The sequence below is a fragment of the Streptomyces sp. NBC_01237 genome (assembly GCF_035917275.1).
GTDB lineage: Bacteria > Actinomycetota > Actinomycetes > Streptomycetales > Streptomycetaceae > Streptomyces.
Genome location: NZ_CP108508.1, coordinates 1464184 through 1481913, shown reverse-complemented (window position 1 = coordinate 1481913; position 17730 = coordinate 1464184). Strand labels below are relative to the sequence as shown.

Genomic DNA, 17730 nt, shown 5'->3' with positions numbered 1-17730 from the left:
TCACTGGTCCTTCCCGATCACGAGCCGCTGGATCACGGCCACCACCACGGTCAGCACGAAGAGCGCGACGCCGATGGCGGCGGCGTAACCGAGGTCGAAGTACTTGAAGCCCGCGTCGTAGAGCTGGAAGACGAGCGTGTAACTCGCGTTGGCGGGGCCGCCGCCGGTCATCGTGTAGACGGCGTCGAACACCTGGAAGGAGGCCGTCGTCTCGATCACCGCGAGGAAGAACAGGGCGGGCTTGAGCTGCGGCAGCACGATGTAGCGGAACCGCTGCCAGGGCCCGGCGCCGTCGGTGAGGGCGGCCTCCTCCAGCTCACGCGGGATGTCCTGCATCCGGGCGAGCAGGATGAGCATCCCGTACCCGAAGCGGGACCAGACACCGACGATCGCGAGCGCGGGCAGCACCAGGACGTCGTCGGAGAGCCAGGAGCCCTCGGACATCCCGAACCAGCCCATCAGGGTGGACCACGGGCCGCCGGTCGAGAAGATCCAGACGAACACGGTGGCGGCCAGCACCAGCGAGGTGACGACCGGCAGGAAGAACACCGAACGGAAGAACTTCGCGCCCCGGAAGGCCCGGCGGGTGATCAGCGCCAGCGAGACGGACGCGATCAGAGTGCCGGGCACGGCCAGCACGGTGTAGAGGACGGTGACCTTCAGCGCCTGCCAGAACAGCGGGTCGTCCCACAGACGGGTGAAGTTGTCGAGCCCTATGAAGCTGCCGCCGCCGGTGAGCGAGTAGTCCGTGAAGCTCATCAGCACACCGGCGACGCCGGGGCCGAACCGGAAGGCGAGGAAGAGCAGGAAACACGGAAGGACGAAGAGCAGGCCGATCCGGGCCTCGCGGCGCGCCTGCGGCCCGCTGCGACGGCCCCGGCGGGTGGGTTCCGCGACGACTGCCACGGGGATCTCCTTGCGGTACGGGGAAATTGCGGGGGTGTACGGTCCCGGCGCGATGCCGGGAGGGGCGGGGTCCGGGTGCGGCCCGGACCCCGTGGGAACGGGCTAGCGGCCGAGCATCGCCTGGGCGGCCTTCGCCGAGTCGTCGAGAGCCTGCTGCGGGCTCTTCTTGCCCAGCAGCGCCGCCTGGATCTCCGGCGCCAGCACCCCCATGACCTCGCGGGACTTGTCCTCCAGCGGGCCCACGGTCATGCTCGGCAGCGTGGCGCCGACGGCCTTCTGAAGGGCATCGCCGGGGTAGAGGTCGCCGCCGGACCTACGGGCGGGGAAGTAGCCCGCGCCCGTCTGGAGGCCGGCCGCGTTCTTCGACTCGGCGACGAAGTTCAGCCAGTCGCCGGTGTTCTTCTTGTCGGCGCCCTTCAGCATCGACAGGGCGCCCACGGTGCCGTAGCCGATGGACTCGGTCTCCTTCAGCGGCGGCTGGACGACGATGTTCTCCTTGCCCCAGAAGGGCTCGACGTCGGCCGGGGTGTTCTGCCAGGTGCAGGCGACCTTGCCCTTGGCGACCGGGGTCTGCTCCAGCTTCGGCGTCGTGGTGACCAGGTCCTTGTCGGTGTAGCCGCCCTCGACCAGCTTCTTCAGGTACGTCAGCGCCTTGACCCCGGCGGCGTCGTTGAACGTGACCTTCTTGCCGTCCTCGGAGAAGACGTCGCCGCCCGCCTGCCAGAGCAGCGGGTAGAAGGTCATGTTCAGCGTCTGCTGGGTGTCACCGCTGTAGCTGGTGGCGTAGAAGCCCTTGTCCTTCAGCTTCGGGGCCAGTGCCTCCAGCTCCGCCCAGCTCGTGGGGTAGGAGGTCTCACCGATCGCGGAGAACACCCGCTTGTCGCAGATCAGCGGGTTGGCGCTGGTCAGGACCGGGGTGCCGAGCTTCTTGCCGTCGTACTCCACGGACTTCAGCGCGAAGTCGGTGTAGTCCGCCTCGGCGTCGGCCGGCATGTAGTCGTCGGCCGGGACGATGTTCTTGGCGTACTTGGGCAGCTGGTCCGGGATGAGGTAGACGGCGTCCGGGCCCTTGCCGGAGGCGATCGCGGTGGCCAGCGCGGTGTCGCGGTTGGCCCAGGGGAAGGTCTCCACCTTCACGGTGACGCCGGAGTGCTCCTTCTCGAACGCCTTGACGAGACCGTCCCAGTAGGCCTTGTTCTTGGCCTCGTCGAAGATGACGGGGTAGGTCCACATGGTGACGGTGTTGCCGTCGCTGTCGCTGGAGCAGCCGGCCAGCACACCGGTGGCCAGCGCGGTGGCGAGGACCGGGGCGGCGAGGGCACGGACTCTGGAACGGCGCTTCAGTACACGGGACATGAGGGAGTCCTCCGAGGACGTGAGGGTGGTGCCGGGACAAAGGGGTGTCATGCGAGGGGCACCTGCTGGACGGTGCCGGTGTGGCGGGCGCGTTCGGCGGCGAAGGCCGCCAGATGGCTGCCGAGCGAAGTGGCGGGGCCGGAGCGGACGGCCCCGGCGTCCCCGGTGGCGACAGCGGTGACGAACGCCTCGACCAGCGCGGCGTCCCCGCCGCCGTGCCCGTCGGCCGCGTTCGAACCGGACTCGCCCAGTTCATGGACGGTCGTGGCGCCCGTGCGGAAGTCCTGCACGGTGACCCGTTCACCGTCACCGCGCAGCCAGCCGTGCGAGCCGAAGATCCGGGTCTGCCGGTGGGTCTGCTCGGTGAACGCCACCATCTGGAAGGTCGCGGTCACCCCGTCCGTCAGCTGCATGGCGATGACCTGGTGGTCCACCACGTCGTTGTCGCTGCGGTAGGCGCAGACGCCGTACGGGCCCTCCCGCAACGCCTGCACCAGCCCGGCCTCGTCCGTCGCCTCGGTGACATGGGTGACCGGCCAGACCGCGCCCTTCTCGCGCAGCGTGGGCATGTACAGCTTCAGCGCGCTGTACGGGCAGTCGGACTCCACCGCGCAGTCCAGACAGCGGTCGGCGGACCCGGCCGGGGCGTTCTCCGGCCGGAAGTGCTTCAGTCCGCCGAACCCGGTGACCTGCTCGATCCGGCCGCCCATGACATAGGTGATCCAGTCCAGGTCGTGGCAGGACTTGGCGAGCAGCATCGGGGACGAGTCCTTCTCGCTGCGCCACGGGCCACGCACATAGCTGTGCGCGTAGTGCCACCAGCCGACCGGCTCCAGGTGGTCGAGGGAGACCAGCTGGCCGAGGACGCCGGAGTCCACCACGCCCTTCACCAGGTCGGTGTAGGGCGTGTACCGCATGACGTGGCAGACGGCGAAGAGGACTCCGGCCCGCTCCACGCCCTCGACGATCCGCCGGGTCTCGTCCTCGGTCGGGGCGAGCGGCTTCTCGGCGAGGATCGCGTACCCGGCCTCGGCCAGGGCCAGTACGGGCTCGACATGGAAGCGGTCCTGGGTGGCGACGATGACGGCGTCGGCGATGCGGTTCTCGACGAGCGGCCGCCAGTCGTCGAATTCGACGGGGGCGCCCGCGGCGGCCCGCGCGGCCGGACGCGGGTCGGCGACGGCGACGAGTTCGGCGCGCTCCGGGTGGGCCTTGATCCACTCGGCGTACGTCAGACCGCGGTTACCGGCGCCGACGAGGGCGACCCGTACGGGCCGGCCGGTGATCGGGGTATGCGTGGACACGGGGATTGCCTCCTCGGACTCAGTGGTCGGGGCGCTCAGAAGCGCAGATTGGCCGCGGTGTGGGCGACGCGGTCGCCCTCGTCGGGCAGCGCGGTGCGCTCGGTGCCGTTCTCGACGCAGCCGGTGTGCAGCAGATGGCTGTCGGAACCGGCGAAGGCCGCGGGCCGCAGGTCGAGCCCGCCACCGGTGAAGGTGCACCCGGTGGCCCGGTAGCGGTTGGGGCCCTCGGCGAGGCGCAGATGGGCGGTGCCGCCGGGGGCGGTGGAGTCGAGCCCGGTCAGCTGCCAGTCGACGGCGCGGCCGGCTCCGGTACGGGAGAGGAGCGCGCCGTCCTTGTTGGTGCCGTTGATCCGGGTGCCGTCGACCCGCAGCCGCTGGTCCTTCGCCGAGGTCAGCTTCAGTCCCGTGTCGCGGAGTTCGCCGCCGAGCACCGTGATGTCCGTGTGCGCGAGGGAGACGGGAGCGGTGTCCTTCGAGCCGGACAGCGTGCACTGGTCGAGCACGAGGGGCCCGGTGCCGTTGAACACCGCGCCGTCGACGCCCTTGAGCACCGTCCGCGCGATCGTGACCGGGGCGGAGACACTGGCCTGGGTGATCTCGGCACCCGCGGCGAACGCGAACGAGGAGTCGGCGATCACATTGGGGCGGGTGGAGAGGTCCGAGGCGCGGGAGACGATCAGCGGTCCACTGGCGGTGCAGCCGCGCAGCTGTACACCGTCCGCGTTGACCCAGAGCATTCCGGAGCCCGCGAGCGACTTCTTGCCGACGACGTGCACGTCCTCCAGGGTCAGATCGGTGATCTTGACCCGGGCCACGAACCAGGAACAGGAGTGCCTGCGGACCGTGATCCGCTTGGCCCTGCCGCCCCACGCGGCACCGGAGTTGGCGAACGTCATCAGCCCGGAGTTGCCGGTGTAGACGAGATCGTGCTCGAACTGACCGTGCGTGACGAACGGGCCCTCGTCGTCACCGTCGCCGTGGCAGTTGGTCACGTAGCAGTACGCGGAGGCCGTGAAGTCGTTGAGGTGACGGGCGTTGGAGGTGTGACAGTCCTCCACGTGCCCGTACAGACAGTAGATCTGCTGGGTGAGATAGCCCGCCCCGCCGTAGGTCACGGACTTGGGGTTGGTCAGCGAGCACTGCTCGGTGCGGTAGTACGTGCACCAGCGGCGCATCACCACCGGCCAGAAGGTGCCGATGGCCTCGATCCCGGAGACGTCGCAGCGCACCGCGTACTCGTACGCGACCGGATGCGAGCCGGTCATCTCGTCCTCGCCCCAGCCCTCGAAGACCATGTTGCGGACATGGGCACGGTCGACGGGCTCGATACGGGTCCAGCTCAGGGTGCGCCCCGCGGCCAGGTCCCAGCCGATCTGGTAGTTGACCCGGATGTGCGTGGCGTCGACGATCCCGGTGACCTGGACGAGCCGCTGGATCTCCTTCTCGTACTTCCCCGCCAGCGCGTCGGTCTCCACGGCCCACCACTGGCCGACCGCGAACTTCCCCGAGTCGCCGACCTCGAAGAGGTCGGACAGGTCCGGCATCGGCGCGCCCAGCTTGTGGGTGTGCGTGGTGTCGGTGGTGGTGCCGCGGAAGGAGAGGACGGCGCCGAAGGGGTTGTCGTGGGTGTTCTTCTCGATGCCTTCGGTGTGGATGTGGTGTCCGCCGAAGTCGAGTTCGATGTGGGAGCGGGTGAAGAGGTGGCGTCGGGTGAGGAGGAGGTCGGTGTGGGCTTCGATGCGGTGGACGGTGGGGTCGTGGACCATCGCGTCGAGTGCGGTGTCGGCGGGGGTTTTGGCGTCGAAGTGTCCGAAGGTGCGGAAGTCGACGGTGCCGGTGTGGAGCTGGTGCCAGCGTCCGGTGGTGGGGTTCTTGGCGGGGGTGATGACGGTGCCGCCGTTGTGGGTGGCTCGGGAGGTCCTGTTCCAGCGGACGGCCATGGCTCCGCCGTCGGCGGGGGTGTGGTGGCCCGCGACGAGGACCACGGTGCCCTCGGTGAGGTGTTGGGTGTTCAGGGCGCGCAGTGCGGTGACGGTGTCGACGCGGGTGACGTCGGCGGCGTGTCCGGGAGCGGCCTGCGCGGAGCCGGAGGCCACGGCCGAACCGGCCACGACCAGACCGGCGAGACCCGAGGCCCGCAACAGATGACGGCGGCTGGACTGCGCGGGAGTGGGACTGGTGGGAACGCTCATGCGGACTTCGCCTTCCGAGAAGTGCCGAAAACGAGGGAGCGTTCCTGCGGGGGACTGCCATGAGGCGGATGGCTCAAAAGGGTCCGGCCGTCGGATGTCCACGACACGATGGGCAGGTGTCGGAAGCGGGCCGGAAGGGGTAAATCACCGGTGACCTGTGGGTGTCACCGGGGTTGGCAGGGAACCTACGGCCGGTGATGCCGATCGGTCAAGACCTGATCGCGTCGGAATCTTCCCGGGCGGCGTCGGAGGAGTCCTCCGCCGTGTCGTCGATCCAGCCCAGCGACCGGCTGATCCGCCGTGCCGCGTCGCGTACCTGGCCGCCCAGTTCCTGGTAGCGCCAGGCCGGCAGGCCGAGCTTCAGTCCGGTGATGCTGACCGCGCCCGCGCACACCGAACGGTCGTCGAAGACCGGCGCGCCGATGCAGATGATGCCCTCGGCGTCCTCCTCGTCGTCCAGGGCGTAGCCGACCCGGGCGATGTCGCGCAGGTGGGACAGGAACGTGGCCGGATCGGTGATGGTCCGTGCCGTGCGGCGGGGCAGTCCGAACCGCTCGATGACCGCGGCGGCCTCGCTCTGCCCCACGGCGGACAGCAGGGCCTTGCCCAGGCCCGTGCAGTGCGGCAGCTCGCGCTGGCCCATCCGCAGGTCCAGCCGGACGCGCTGGTCGAGCTCGACCTGGTCCACCACCACGGCATGCCCGTCCTCGGGCACGGCGAGCCGCGAGGCCATGCCGGTGAGGCCGGTGAGGTCGCGCAGGACCGGGTGGGCGACACCGCGCAGGGAGACCTGGGAGCGGGCCCGGTCGCCGAGTCTGGCCAGGCTCATGCCGAGCCGGTAGCGCCGGTTCATGCCCTCGCCGTCGTCCGAGACGAGGCCGTAGGCGCGCAGGGTCTGGAGCATGCCGAAGGCCGCGCTCTTGGAGATGGAGCAGACCTGGCCGACCTCGGTGACGCTCAGACCGTTCCCCTGGGAGGGGGCGGCGAGCGCTTCGAGGATGTCCGCTGCCCTGGCCACGCTCTTGACCCAGTACTTCGGTTCTTCTTGGGCAGCACTGTTCGTCATAGCAGAACAGCGTAGTGCCTGCCGGGGTCCGAGCGGACCCTCTGTGACCGTGAAGGTCCCGTGAGGGCCCAGGAAAGGCCAGTAATCGGCGTTTTGTTGTCCGGAAGGGGGTTGACCCCCCTCGGGGGCGGACGTAATATCCAGGCACTGTTCTGCTCTACAGAACAGCGTTTTGAAAATCTGAGACGCAGCACCACGAGCACCACGGATCACCCTCTTCCTGCGGCGACTGCCGGGCGGATGGCGCCAGGGACTCACGGGCCGGGCAGGGTCCGCGAAAACCGACGACTCTCGACGCAAGGAGCAAGCACCATGAGTTCAGGCCCGGTGGGCAACGAATCCGGAGCCCGACTCGCCGAGCGCGCCCGCCAGGTCGTACCCGGCGGCGTGAACAGCGGTCAGCGCAGCGTTCCCGGACTGACCGACCTGGTGGTCACCGGCACCGACGGCGCGCGGTTCCGTACCGCCGACGGACGCGAGTACACCGACTTCCACTCGGCGTTCGGCCCGCCGCTGCTCGGCCACAACGACCCCGACGTGGCCCGGGCCACCGCCGAAGCCGGCGCCACGCTCGGCCACATGGGCGTCGGCGTCACCGAGGGAGAGGTCCTCCTCGCCGAACAGCTCACCGAGCTGATCCCCTCGATCGAGAAGGTCCTGCTCACCAGCACCGGCAGCGAGGCCACGTTCCACGCGCTGCGCGTCTCCCGCGCAGCCACCGGCCGCCGCCTCGTGGTCAAGTTCCAGGGCTGCTACCACGGCTGGCACGACTCGGTCAGCCTCAACGTCATCTCCGCCCCGGACAAGGTCGGCGGCCACGACCCGATCTCCACCGGCATCCTGCCCGAGGTCCTCGAAGCCACCCTCGTCCTGCCGTTCAACGACAGCGAGGCCGTCCGCCGCACCTTCGCCGAACACGGCTCCGACATCGCCGCCGTCATCGTCGAACCCGTCCCGCACAACGTCGGCGCCCTCCTGCCCTATCAGGAGTTCCTCACCACGCTGCGCGAGGAGACCACCAGGGCCGGCAGCATCCTGATCTTCGACGAGGTCATCACCGGCTTCCGTCACAGCATCGGCGGCTGGCAGCAGATCTCCGGCGTCACCCCCGACCTCACCACCCTCGGCAAGGCCATCGCCAACGGCGCCCCCGTCGGCGCGATCGGCGGCCGCGCCGACCTGATGGACCTCTTCTCCACCCGCCCCGGCGCCCCCGCGTTCTTCGCCGGTACGTACAACGGACACCCGTCCGTCGTCGCCGCCGCGCTGGCCACCCTGCGCAAGCTCCGCGAGGAGCCGGTCCACGACCACGTCTTCCGGCTCGGCGACCGCGTCCGTACCGAACTGACCGCCCTGTACGGACGCCTCGGTGTCCCGGCGGTCGTCACCGGATACGGCTCCGTCTTCGTCAGCTACTTCATGCCGGGCGAGGCCCCCCGTACGTACGCCGACCTCCTGAACAACGACGCCTCGCTCTTCGTCGGCTACCGCCGCAAGCTGCTGGAGCACGGCCTGTTCGAGCTGCCGCTCAACCTCAAGCGCAGCCACATCAGCTACGCGCACACCGACGCCGATGTCGACCGCCTGATCGAGGGCACCGAGGCGGCCGTCACGGCGGTCCTCGCCGAGGGCGGCGCCCGCGACCTGGAGAACACCTCCACCATGGGCGGAGCGACCCTCTGATGCTGACCGTCAACCGCACCCGTCCGGCCGGCCCCGCCGGACGCATCACCCGCGTCGAGACCCTGATGCTCGGCACCTCCTGGCGGGACTTCGGATACGTCCGGGTCCACACCGACGAGGGCCTCAGCGGCATCGGCGAGATCACCCACCCCTACCGGGTACGTGAGGTCTGCGCCCTCACCGAGGCGCTCGCCCGGCGACACCTCATCGGCGCCGACCCCTTCGACATCGAGGAGCTCTGGCTCCGCGTCTACCAGGGCGACTTCCTGCGCGGCGGCGACATGGGCGGCGTCGCCCTGTCCGGCCTCGACCAGGCCATGTACGACCTGATGGGCAAGGCGCTCGGCGTGCCCGCGTACCGCCTGACCGGCGGCGCCTGCCGCGACACCGTACGCGTCTACGCCAACGGCTGGTACACCGGCGAGCGGGAGCCCGAGATCTTCGCGGCCAAGGCGAAGGAGACCGTGGCCAAGGGCTTCACCGCGCTCAAGTTCGACCCGTTCGGCCCCGGGCTGCATGAGCTGGAGCGCGCCGAACTGCGCCGCTCCGTCGACCTGGTGGCCGCCGTCCGCGAAGCCATCGGCCCGGACATCGACCTCTTCATCGAGGGCCACGCCCGCTTCGCCATGCCGACCGCGGCACGGCTGGTGCGCGAGCTGGAGCCCTTCGACATCGGCTGGTTCGAGGAGCCGATGCCCTGGACCCACATCGAGCGGTACGCGGAACTGCGCCAGCGCGCCGCCTTCCCGATCTCCGGTGGTGAGCACTTCCACAACCGCTACGAGTACAAGCAGCTCTTCGCCACCAACGCGGTCGACATCATCCAGCCCGACCTGTCGATGGCCGGCGGCTTCACCGAGGTGAGGAAACTGGCCGCGATCGCCGATACCCACGGCATGCTCGTCGCACCGCACAACTCCAACTCGCCGCTCTGCACCACCGTCTCCGTACACGCGGCGCTCGGAATCCCCAACTTCAAGATCCTCGAAACCTTCGACGGGCTCCTGGAGCCCTTCGTCTTCGACGCCCTGAAGGGCACCCTGCCGATGGCGGACGGCCACATCGGCCTGCCGACCGCCCCCGGTCTCGGAGTCGAACTCGTCGACGAGGTCTTCGAGGAACACCCGCCCAGCCACCGCTTCTGGAACATGTTCGCGGACGGCTGGGAGAAGCGGAACCGGACATGATCGTCGACGTCCACTCGCACCTCTTCCGGCACAGCCACGACTTCACCGAACCCTTCAGCTCCGACTCCGCCCGCGCCCACGAGGGCGAGGTCGATCTGACGGTGAAGTGGGAGGACTACGCGGCCACCGCGCCCGCGTCCACCCGCACCGTCGTCGTCGGCGGCAAGGCCCGCCGCAGCGGACTCTGGGTCGACGACGCCGCCGTGGCGTCGTACGCCGCGAAGCACCCCGACCGGCTGATCGGCTACCTCTCCCTCGACCCCACCCAGCCCGGCTGGCAGGACGAACTCCGCTACGGCCACCAGGAACTCGGTCTGCGCGGCATCAAGCTGATGCCGATGTACGCGGGCTTCGACCCGGCCGCCGAGGAGTACGACGAGCTGTACGCCTACGCCGAACGGCACGGGCTGCCGCTCCTCGTCCACACCGGCACCACCTTCGTGTCGAACGCCCCGCTGGAATGGGCGATGCCCCGCCACCTGGACGCGGTCGCCATCCGCCATCCGGAACTGCGCATGGTCCTCGCCCACCTCGGCCACCCCTTCGAGGGCGAGTGCATCGCGGTGATCCGCAAGCACCCGCACGTGTACGCGGACATCAGCGCCCTGCACTACCGGCCCTTCCAGCTCTGGCACAGCCTGCGGCTGGTCCAGGACTACGGGGTCTTCGACAAGGTGATGTTCGGCAGCGACTACCCGTTCACGACGGTCGACGACTCGGTGAAGGGTCTGCGGGAGATCGCCCGCATCCCCGGCATCCCCGGGCTGCCGCCCCTCGACGCGGACAAGGTGGAGGAGATCATCCACCGGCCGTCGCTGGACCTGCTGGGCCTGAACGGCTGACCGCGCCGTTCCCCGAACCGGCGGACCGCACACCGCGGCCCGCCGGTTCCCCCGAACGGCCGGGCCGTGTCCGACGGCCCGCCGGTTCCCCCGAACGGCCGGGCCGTGTCCGACGGCCCGGTCGCTCCGAACGGCCGGGCCGCACCCCGCGGCCCGCCGTTCCCCTCGACCTGTCGGCCTGGAGCCGGGACGCCCCCCGTCCCCTGGCACCGGCCGGCAGCAGGGCCGCCGCGTCCCCTTCCCTGGTCCGGCGCGGCGGCCCACCTCCCCGTACCGCTCCGCCTGGAGGAACCCGCCATGACCGCAGCCGTACCGCCCCGCGGCACCGAGCGCTTCGACCTCACCGGCCGCACCGCCCTCGTCACCGGGGCCGCCCGCGGCCTGGGCCGGTCCTTCGCCGTGGGCCTCGCCGAGGCGGGCGCCGACGTGGTCCTCGTCGACCTGCCCGGCGCCGACGGGATCACCGAGACCGCGGCGGCGATCGGCGCACTCGGCCGCCGGACCTGGACGTACGGGCAGGACCTCGCCGACATCGACGCGCTGGCCGGGTTCGCCGACACCGTACGGGCCGAGACCGGACCGCTGCACATCCTGGTCAACAACGCGGGCACGGCAGCCCTGGAACGGTTCAACGAGATCACCCCCGCGAGCTGGTCACACATCATGCGGGTCAACGTCGACGCGGTGTTCTTCCTCAGTCAGCGCATCGCCGAACACATGACGGCGGACGGCGTCGCGGGCCGCATCATCACCATCACCTCGAAGAACGCCCTGGTGGCGGAGGCCGGACTGGCCCACTACAACGCCTCCAAGGCCGCCGCCCAACTGCTCACGGAAACCCTGGCCGTCGAACTCGCCCCGCACGGCATCACGGCCAACACCCTGGCACCCGGCATGGTCGAGACACCCATCGACGGCGAGTTCCCCTTCGACCGGGAAGCCTTCGAGTCCGCGTACCGCGAGCGCATCCCGCTCGGCCGCTACGCGCGCCCCGACGAGTGCGTGGGCGCACTGCTGCTCCTGGCCTCGGACGCGGGCGCCTATCTCACCGGGGCGCGGATCGTCGTCGACGGAGGAGTCCTCGCCGACCAGATGCCGCGCATGCGGTTCATGCCGCCCTACCGCAACACGATCTGACGTCACCGGTCATCCGGTCCCACGACAACGCGAGGAGCACCTCCGTCATGTCAGTCCCAGCATCGTCACGCCGTCATCTGTTGCGGGCCTCGGGTCTCGCCGGTCTGGTCGTGGCCGGTTCGGCCGTGGCCTCCGGCTCCGCGCAGGCCGCTCCCGGACACGCCGCCGACGTCACCCGCGTCGACACCGTCACCGCACTGCGCGCCCTGAACACCCAACACCTCACCGAGGGCACCGTGGTCCTCGTCGCGGGCCACCACACCCCCGCCGACGGCGGAGCCATGGCCGTCCGCTGGAACAGGACCTCCCGAGCCACCCACAACGGCGGCACCGTCATCACCCCCGCCAAGAACCCCACCACCGGACGCTGGCACCAGCTCCACACCGGCACCGTCGACTTCCGCACCTTCGGACACTTCGACGCCAAAACCCCCGCCGACACCGCACTCGACGCGATGGTCCACGACCCCACCGTCCACCGCATCGAAGCCCACACCGACCTCCTCTTCACCCGACGCCACCTCTTCACCCGCTCCCACATCGAACTCGACTTCGGCGGACACCACATCCACACCGAAGGCATCGAGAAGAACACCCACGACAACCCCTTCGGCGCCGTCCTCTCCTTCCGCGGCACCACCACCGACACCAAGGTCGAGCACGCGCTCGCCGCCAAGGTCATCGAACTCACCGACACCTTCCCGGTCCCGGACTCCAGGGCCTTCGCGGTCGGCCAGTGGTGGGCCGTGCAGGTCGCCCCGGTCGAGGGCGGCGGCGCGGACGAGCGCGAGCTCCAGAAGATGGTCGAGATCACCGAGATCATCGACGCCACCCACATCAGGATCGGCTACCTCAACGGCTGGGAGCTGGCCGCCGGGCGCAGGCTGACCTGGAGGCGCGTGGAGCCGGTCGTGAACGCCCATGTCCGCAACATGGACTTCGAGGGCGCGGGCGACGACGAGTACACCGGCTCGCACCCCGTCAGCTACGAGTACGCCGTCGGGTGCGATGTCTCCGGCATCCACGCCACCGGCAGCTTCTGGCCGGTCATCATGCGCCGCTGGTGCACCCGGTTCCGTACCGAGCAGTGCTCCCTGAAGAACCCGCCGACCGTCGAGTACGGCGGCGCGGGCTATCTCACCCAGCAGATCTACTGCCTGTACGGACGGGTCGCCGACTGCACCACCAGCAACGTCCGCCACCTCAACGATCTGACCGCCTCCGCCTACTGCACCGTCGTCAACTGCCACGGTGACGGTGACGACGCCGGCGGCAACCCGTTCACCACCCACGGCCAGTACGAGCACGACCTGCTCTTCGACGGCAACTCCGGACTGATGGACCTCGCCAACTCCGGTGCGCAGTGGGGGATATCGGCCAAGCGCATCACCGTGCGCCGGCACGTCTGCTCCTGGTTCACCGCGAACACCAAGATCACCGATCTGACGCTCGAAGACATCACGGTGATCGCCCGCCCGACATTCGACCAGGCGGGCACTCTCACCGTGAACGCGGACGGCGCGCAGGTGCGCGGCTGCACCGCGAAGACCTTCGCCGTCGCCCAGCGCTCCGCCCGCTCCACCCGGCCCACCGTCATCAGCGACTGCTCCTTCGAGCCGCCCGCCGGAGCGGTCCTCGTCCAGACCCCGGTCACCGCCCCCGTCCACTTCGTGCGCTGCACGTTCAAGGGGGTCGACGGAGCGATCCTGCGCGGCGCCGGACCCGTGCGCTTCACCGACTGCACGGTCACCGGGGCCGACGACGCGGCCCCGCTCTCCGTGGGCTCGGCCGACCTCAGGATCGACGGCGGCAGCTACGGGAACACCGGCTTCGAAGTCAGCGCCGTACGCGACCAGTCCGTCACCGTCACCTCGGGCGCCCGGTTCACCGGCAGCAACAGGGCCGGGGCATTCCTCGGCCGCGCCGCGGGTCCGGCCACCGTCACCTGGGACATCACGGCCCTCAACAGCTCCACCACCGACGCCGCGACGGCCCATGTCCGCATCGAGGACGGCACCAACCACTACGCGGCGACCGGCAGCCGCTTCACCGGCGGCGTGCTCCATCTGGCACCCACCGCCCTGGCCTCCGCGCTGCACACCACCTGCGTGGAGCACGGCACCCGGCGCACCGCCATGCCGCAGAGCGGTGACTCGGCCCGCACGGACGGGAACCTCCTCCGGTGACCGTACGGCTGCGGACCACCACTCCCGCCGACGAACCCGCCCTGCGCGCCCTGTGGGGCACCTGCTTCGACGCCCCGCAGATCACCGCCCTTCACGCGCTGGACCCGGACCGCCACCGCCACACCTTCGTCGCGGAGTCCGGCCCGGACGGCGGCATCGACGCGGTCGTGGTCTACGTACCGCGCCTGATCCGGGACGCGCACGGCACTCCCCGGCGCGTCGGCGGCATCGGCAGCGTCGCCACCCGGCCGGAGGCCAGGGGCCGGGGACTCGTACGGCTGCTGCTCGCGGAGGCCGCGCGGACCATGGTGGCCGAGGAATGCGCCTGGTCGCTGCTGTTCACCGGCACTCCCGGGGTGTACCGGGGGTCGGGCTGGCAGGAGTTCCGCAGCACGTACACCGAAGGCGCGATCACCGGGTCGGAGCCCACCGGGGCGTACCGGGTCCGCGAGGCCACGGCCGCGGACCTGGCGGCGGTGACCGGCCTGCACGCCGCCGCCCACGCGACCCGGCCCCTGACCTCGCTGCGCGCCCCCGAGGACTGGGCGGTCCGCGTCCCCGCCTGGTACGGCCCGCTGGAACGGTCACTGGTGGCCGAGGACCCGGCGACGGGCGCCGTCGTCGGCCGGCTCGTGGCGCAGTACACGCAGGAGTGCGCGGAGGTACGCGAGTTCGCCGGCGCGGCCGGGTGCCTGGACGACCTGCTCGCAGCGGTCGCCGACCGGGCCCGCGCGGCGGGACTCGGCCGCGCACGGGTCCGGCTGCCCGGCACCGCCGACGCGTGGTCCGCGCTCCTTGTGGAGCCGCGCTCCGTGGACGAGTACGTCGGGATGGCCCGGCCCCTGCTCGCGACGGCCGCGGAGGTCCGGGACACGGTCACCGCCCCCGGAGCGGTCCACTGGTACGGCGACTGCTTCTGATCCGTGGGAGGGCGGGGAGGGGGGCCAAGTGCCGCTTCCCCGCCGCTGCTTGCGGGAGCCGCCTCCGGTGGCCGACGGGTGGGGCGCCGCTCGGCCGAACTGCGCGCCCAGGCACGGGCCGAGGGCGGTACCCGGCGGGCCGGCGGCCTCGTCGAGGCCGAACCGGGCTGAGCCGTACGTTCTCCGGCACCTGCCCGGCCCGCCCTCCGGGCCGGCGGCGCCGGGAGGGATCAGGACGGGTCGGGGCGGCCCCGGTCGTACCCCTGCTCGCCCGACTCGCCGATCGGCGGCTCGTGCGTCATGTGCGCGGGGGCCAGGACGCGCAGCGCGTGGTAGCCGATGACGACGATCAGCGTGCCCAGCGCGATGCCGCTGAGTTCGAAGTTGTCGGTGAGGCTCAGGCTGACATTGCCGATCCCGACGATGAGTCCGGCGGCCACCGGCACCAGGTGCAGGGGATTGGTGAGGTCGACGCGGGACCGGACCCAGATCTGGGCGCCGAGCAGGCCGATCATGCCGTAGAGGATGACGGTGATGCCGCCGAGGACACCGCCCGGGATGGCGGCCACGACGGCGCCGAACTTGGGGCAGAGCCCGAACAGGATCGCGAAACCGGCGGCGCACCAGTAGGCGGCGGTCGAGTAGACACGGGTGGCGGCCATGACACCGATGTTCTCGGCGTACGTGGTCGTGGCGGGCCCGCCGACGGACGTCGACATCACCGTGGCGGCGCCGTCGGCCATGATCGCCGTGCCGAGCTTGTCGTCCAGGGGATCGCCGGTCATCTCGCCGACGGCCTTGACGTGTCCGGCGTTCTCCGCGATGAGCGCGATGACGACGGGCAGGGCGACCAGAACCGCCGAGAGGGAGAAGCTCGGGGCGTGGAACGAGGGCAGCCCGATCCAGTCGGCCCGGCCCACCCCCGAGAGGTCAAGCCGCCAGTGGTCGACCGCCTCGGCGCCGCCCGCGGGGGAGTGGATCTTGCCGAAGACGCGGTCGAGGACCCAGGAGAGGCCGTACCCGAAGGCCAGCCCGAGGAAGATCGCGATACGCGACCAGAAGCCGCGCAGCACGACCAGGGCGAAGCCCGTGAAGAGCATCGTGAGCAGCGCGGTCCACTGGTCCTGGGGCCAGTAGGTGCCCGCGGTGACGGGAGCCAGGTTGAACCCGATGAGCATGACCACCGCACCCGTGACCACCGGGGGCAGCACGGCGTGGATGACACGGGCGCCGACCGCGCGGACGACCGCACCGCACAGGAAGAGCACCGCGCCGACGACCAGCAGCGCGCCGGTGAGGGTCGCCGCGTCGCCGCCCTGCGTCTTGATCACGGCGGCGACACCGATGAACGACAGGCTGCTGCCGAGATAGCTGGGGATACGGCCACGGGTGATCAGCAGGAAGAGGATGGTGGCCACGCCGGACGCCATCACGGCGAGGTTGGCGTCGAGGCCCATCAGGATGGGAGCGACGAAGCAGGCCCCGATCATCGAGACGACATGCTGCGCGCCCAGCCCGGCGGTGCGCCCCCAGGTGAGCCGTTCGTCCGGTCTCACGACCTCGCCCGGCGCCAGGTTCTTCCCGTCGCCGTGCAACGTCCAGCGCACGCCGAGGCTCATGGTTGCTCCCTGTAGGTCTGTGCGGAGTGCCGGCCCGGTGCGGACATCCGGGTTCACCAGCGGAAATGATCGGAGCCATGCTAAGGGCTGGTCGCGTGGCCGGACGCCAGGGGAGCGGTGTCCCGGTAGGTTCTACGGCACAACGGCAGGAGCGTTCCGCACGGGTGCGCCGGGAAGCGGCCACCGGGACGTCCACACAGGAAGGGGCCCCGCGTGAGCGGAGCGGACCGGACCACGGTGTCACGCGAGCAGGTCCTGGCCTACCGGGTCGCGGCGCACCAGCTCGACCGCTCCTCTCCCGAGCCGGCGGTGCTGGTCCTGGGAGCGCAGGACACCCCGAGCGGTTCGGCGCGGCTCGCACTCGCCGCGCGCGGCGCGTCCGCCGACGGGCTGGAGCTGCTCTGGTCGTTCCGCGGCGCGCCCCATCTGCACCGGCGTGCGGACCTCCCCGCTCTCGCGACCGCGCTCTGGCCGGTCGACGACGCCGACGCGACGGCGCGGATCAGCAGCACCGTGATCAAGGAGGGCGCGAAGCTCGGCCTGGCGGCCTTCCGCGCCACCGCCGAGGCGTTGCGTGCGGTGGTGACCGAGCCGATGGCCAAGGGCGAGGTGAGCACCGCGGTCAGTGCGGCGGTACCCCCCTCGCTGACGTTCCGGTGCGCCACCTGCGGTGCGCGGCACATCTCCGGACTGCTCTTCCAGCAGGCCGGGCTGCCCGGCGCCGTCGGGGTCACCATGCGGGGCACGACCACGCTCGCCCCACTGGAGCCGGGCTATCCGCTGCCGTCGGCGGCCGACGGGACCTCCGCCCTGGTCCGCGACTATCTGCGCTTCCTCGGACCGGCCGCCCCCGCCGACGCCGCGAAGTTCCTCGGCGTGAAACCGGCGGTGGCCAGGGCGGTGTGGCCCGACGGCCTGGCGGAGGTGACGGTCGGGGGGAAGCCGGCCTGGCTGCCCGCCGAGCGGCTGGAGGCACTGCTGACGGCCGAGCACCAGGACCTCGTCCGGCTGCTCCCGCCCGGCGACCCCTTCCTCCAGGCACGCGACCGCGGGCTCCTCGCCCCGGAGAAGTCCCACGAGAAGGAGATCTGGCGCGCGATCGGCTCTCCCGGTGTGCTCCTGGTCGGCTCGGAGCCCGCCGGTACCTGGCGCGCCAAGGCCGCCGGGCGCAGGGTCGATCTGACCGTCACGCCCTTCGGGCCGCTGACGACGGCCACCAGGAAGCGGCTGGAGGCCGAGGCCGCGACGGTGGCCGAGGCCCGCGGGGCCGCCGAGGCCCGTCTGCATATCGCCTGAGGGCCGTCCGTCCCGCGGCGGAGCCGCCCGGTCCCG

General features: G+C 71.0%; 13 protein-coding genes. 7 read left to right on the top strand and 6 right to left on the bottom strand.

Annotated elements, in window-relative coordinates; translation table 11 throughout:
• The 5 genes from OG251_RS06500 to OG251_RS06480 all read right to left on the bottom strand — a co-directional run bounded on the left by OG251_RS06500 (position 1) and on the right by OG251_RS06480 (position 6824).
• Positions 1 to 906: a carbohydrate ABC transporter permease gene (locus tag OG251_RS06500; RefSeq protein ID WP_073729543.1), complete on the bottom strand. Its 906-nt coding sequence runs from the start codon at positions 904 to 906 to the stop codon at positions 1 to 3.
• A gap of 102 nt (positions 907 to 1008) precedes the next feature.
• Positions 1009 to 2262: an ABC transporter substrate-binding protein gene (locus OG251_RS06495; RefSeq protein ID WP_326676261.1), complete on the bottom strand. Its 1254-nt coding sequence runs from the start codon at positions 2260 to 2262 to the stop codon at positions 1009 to 1011.
• A gap of 47 nt (positions 2263 to 2309) precedes the next feature.
• A complete protein-coding gene (locus OG251_RS06490; protein ID WP_326676260.1) occupies positions 2310 to 3566 on the bottom strand; it encodes a Gfo/Idh/MocA family protein in 1257 nt (418 codons plus the stop codon).
• Between the two features lie 35 nt (positions 3567 to 3601).
• Complete coding sequence (locus OG251_RS06485; RefSeq protein WP_326676259.1) at positions 3602 to 5758, bottom strand: peptidase C14; 2157 nt, start codon at positions 5756 to 5758, stop codon at positions 3602 to 3604.
• Between the two features lie 208 nt (positions 5759 to 5966).
• Positions 5967 to 6824, bottom strand: a complete 858-nt coding sequence (locus OG251_RS06480) for an IclR family transcriptional regulator (RefSeq protein WP_326676258.1) — start codon at positions 6822 to 6824, stop codon at positions 5967 to 5969.
• Positions 6825 to 7136: 312 nt separating this feature from the next.
• On the opposite strand from OG251_RS06480, the gene OG251_RS06475 reads away from it, so the two are divergent.
• The 6 genes from OG251_RS06475 to OG251_RS06450 all read left to right on the top strand — a co-directional run bounded on the left by OG251_RS06475 (position 7137) and on the right by OG251_RS06450 (position 14779).
• Positions 7137 to 8507 carry an aspartate aminotransferase family protein gene (locus OG251_RS06475; protein WP_326676257.1) on the top strand — a complete coding sequence of 457 codons (1371 nt, stop codon included), beginning with the start codon at positions 7137 to 7139 and terminating at the stop codon, positions 8505 to 8507.
• Positions 8507 to 9694: a mandelate racemase/muconate lactonizing enzyme family protein gene (locus OG251_RS06470; RefSeq protein ID WP_326676256.1), complete on the top strand. Its 1188-nt coding sequence runs from the start codon at positions 8507 to 8509 to the stop codon at positions 9692 to 9694. The genes OG251_RS06475 and OG251_RS06470 overlap by 1 nt, the downstream gene beginning before the upstream one ends.
• Positions 9691 to 10536, top strand: coding sequence for an amidohydrolase family protein (locus OG251_RS06465; RefSeq protein ID WP_326676255.1), 846 nt, complete (start codon positions 9691 to 9693; stop codon positions 10534 to 10536). The genes OG251_RS06470 and OG251_RS06465 overlap by 4 nt, the downstream gene beginning before the upstream one ends.
• Positions 10537 to 10833: 297 nt before the next feature.
• Positions 10834 to 11673: an SDR family NAD(P)-dependent oxidoreductase gene (locus OG251_RS06460; protein WP_326676254.1), complete on the top strand. Its 840-nt coding sequence runs from the start codon at positions 10834 to 10836 to the stop codon at positions 11671 to 11673.
• A 47-nt stretch (positions 11674 to 11720) separates the two neighbouring features.
• The gene (locus OG251_RS06455) at positions 11721 to 13859 is read left to right on the top strand and encodes a peptidase C14 (protein WP_326676253.1); all 2139 of its coding nucleotides are present in this window, start codon (positions 11721 to 11723) and stop codon (positions 13857 to 13859) included.
• Positions 13856 to 14779, top strand: coding sequence for a GNAT family N-acetyltransferase (locus OG251_RS06450; RefSeq protein WP_326676252.1), 924 nt, complete (start codon positions 13856 to 13858; stop codon positions 14777 to 14779). The genes OG251_RS06455 and OG251_RS06450 overlap by 4 nt, the downstream gene beginning before the upstream one ends.
• 230 nt (positions 14780 to 15009) lie before the next feature.
• On the opposite strand, the gene OG251_RS06445 is transcribed toward OG251_RS06450, so the two are convergent.
• On the bottom strand, positions 15010 to 16398 hold the full coding sequence (locus tag OG251_RS06445; protein ID WP_326676251.1) for a uracil-xanthine permease family protein: 1389 nt from the start codon (positions 16396 to 16398) through the stop codon (positions 15010 to 15012).
• Between the two features lie 213 nt (positions 16399 to 16611).
• Here OG251_RS06445 and OG251_RS06440 point away from each other — a divergent pair, with 213 nt between their 5' ends.
• On the top strand, positions 16612 to 17694 hold the full coding sequence (locus OG251_RS06440; protein WP_326676250.1) for a DNA glycosylase AlkZ-like family protein: 1083 nt from the start codon (positions 16612 to 16614) through the stop codon (positions 17692 to 17694).
• Positions 17695 to 17730: the final 36 nt, after the last annotated feature.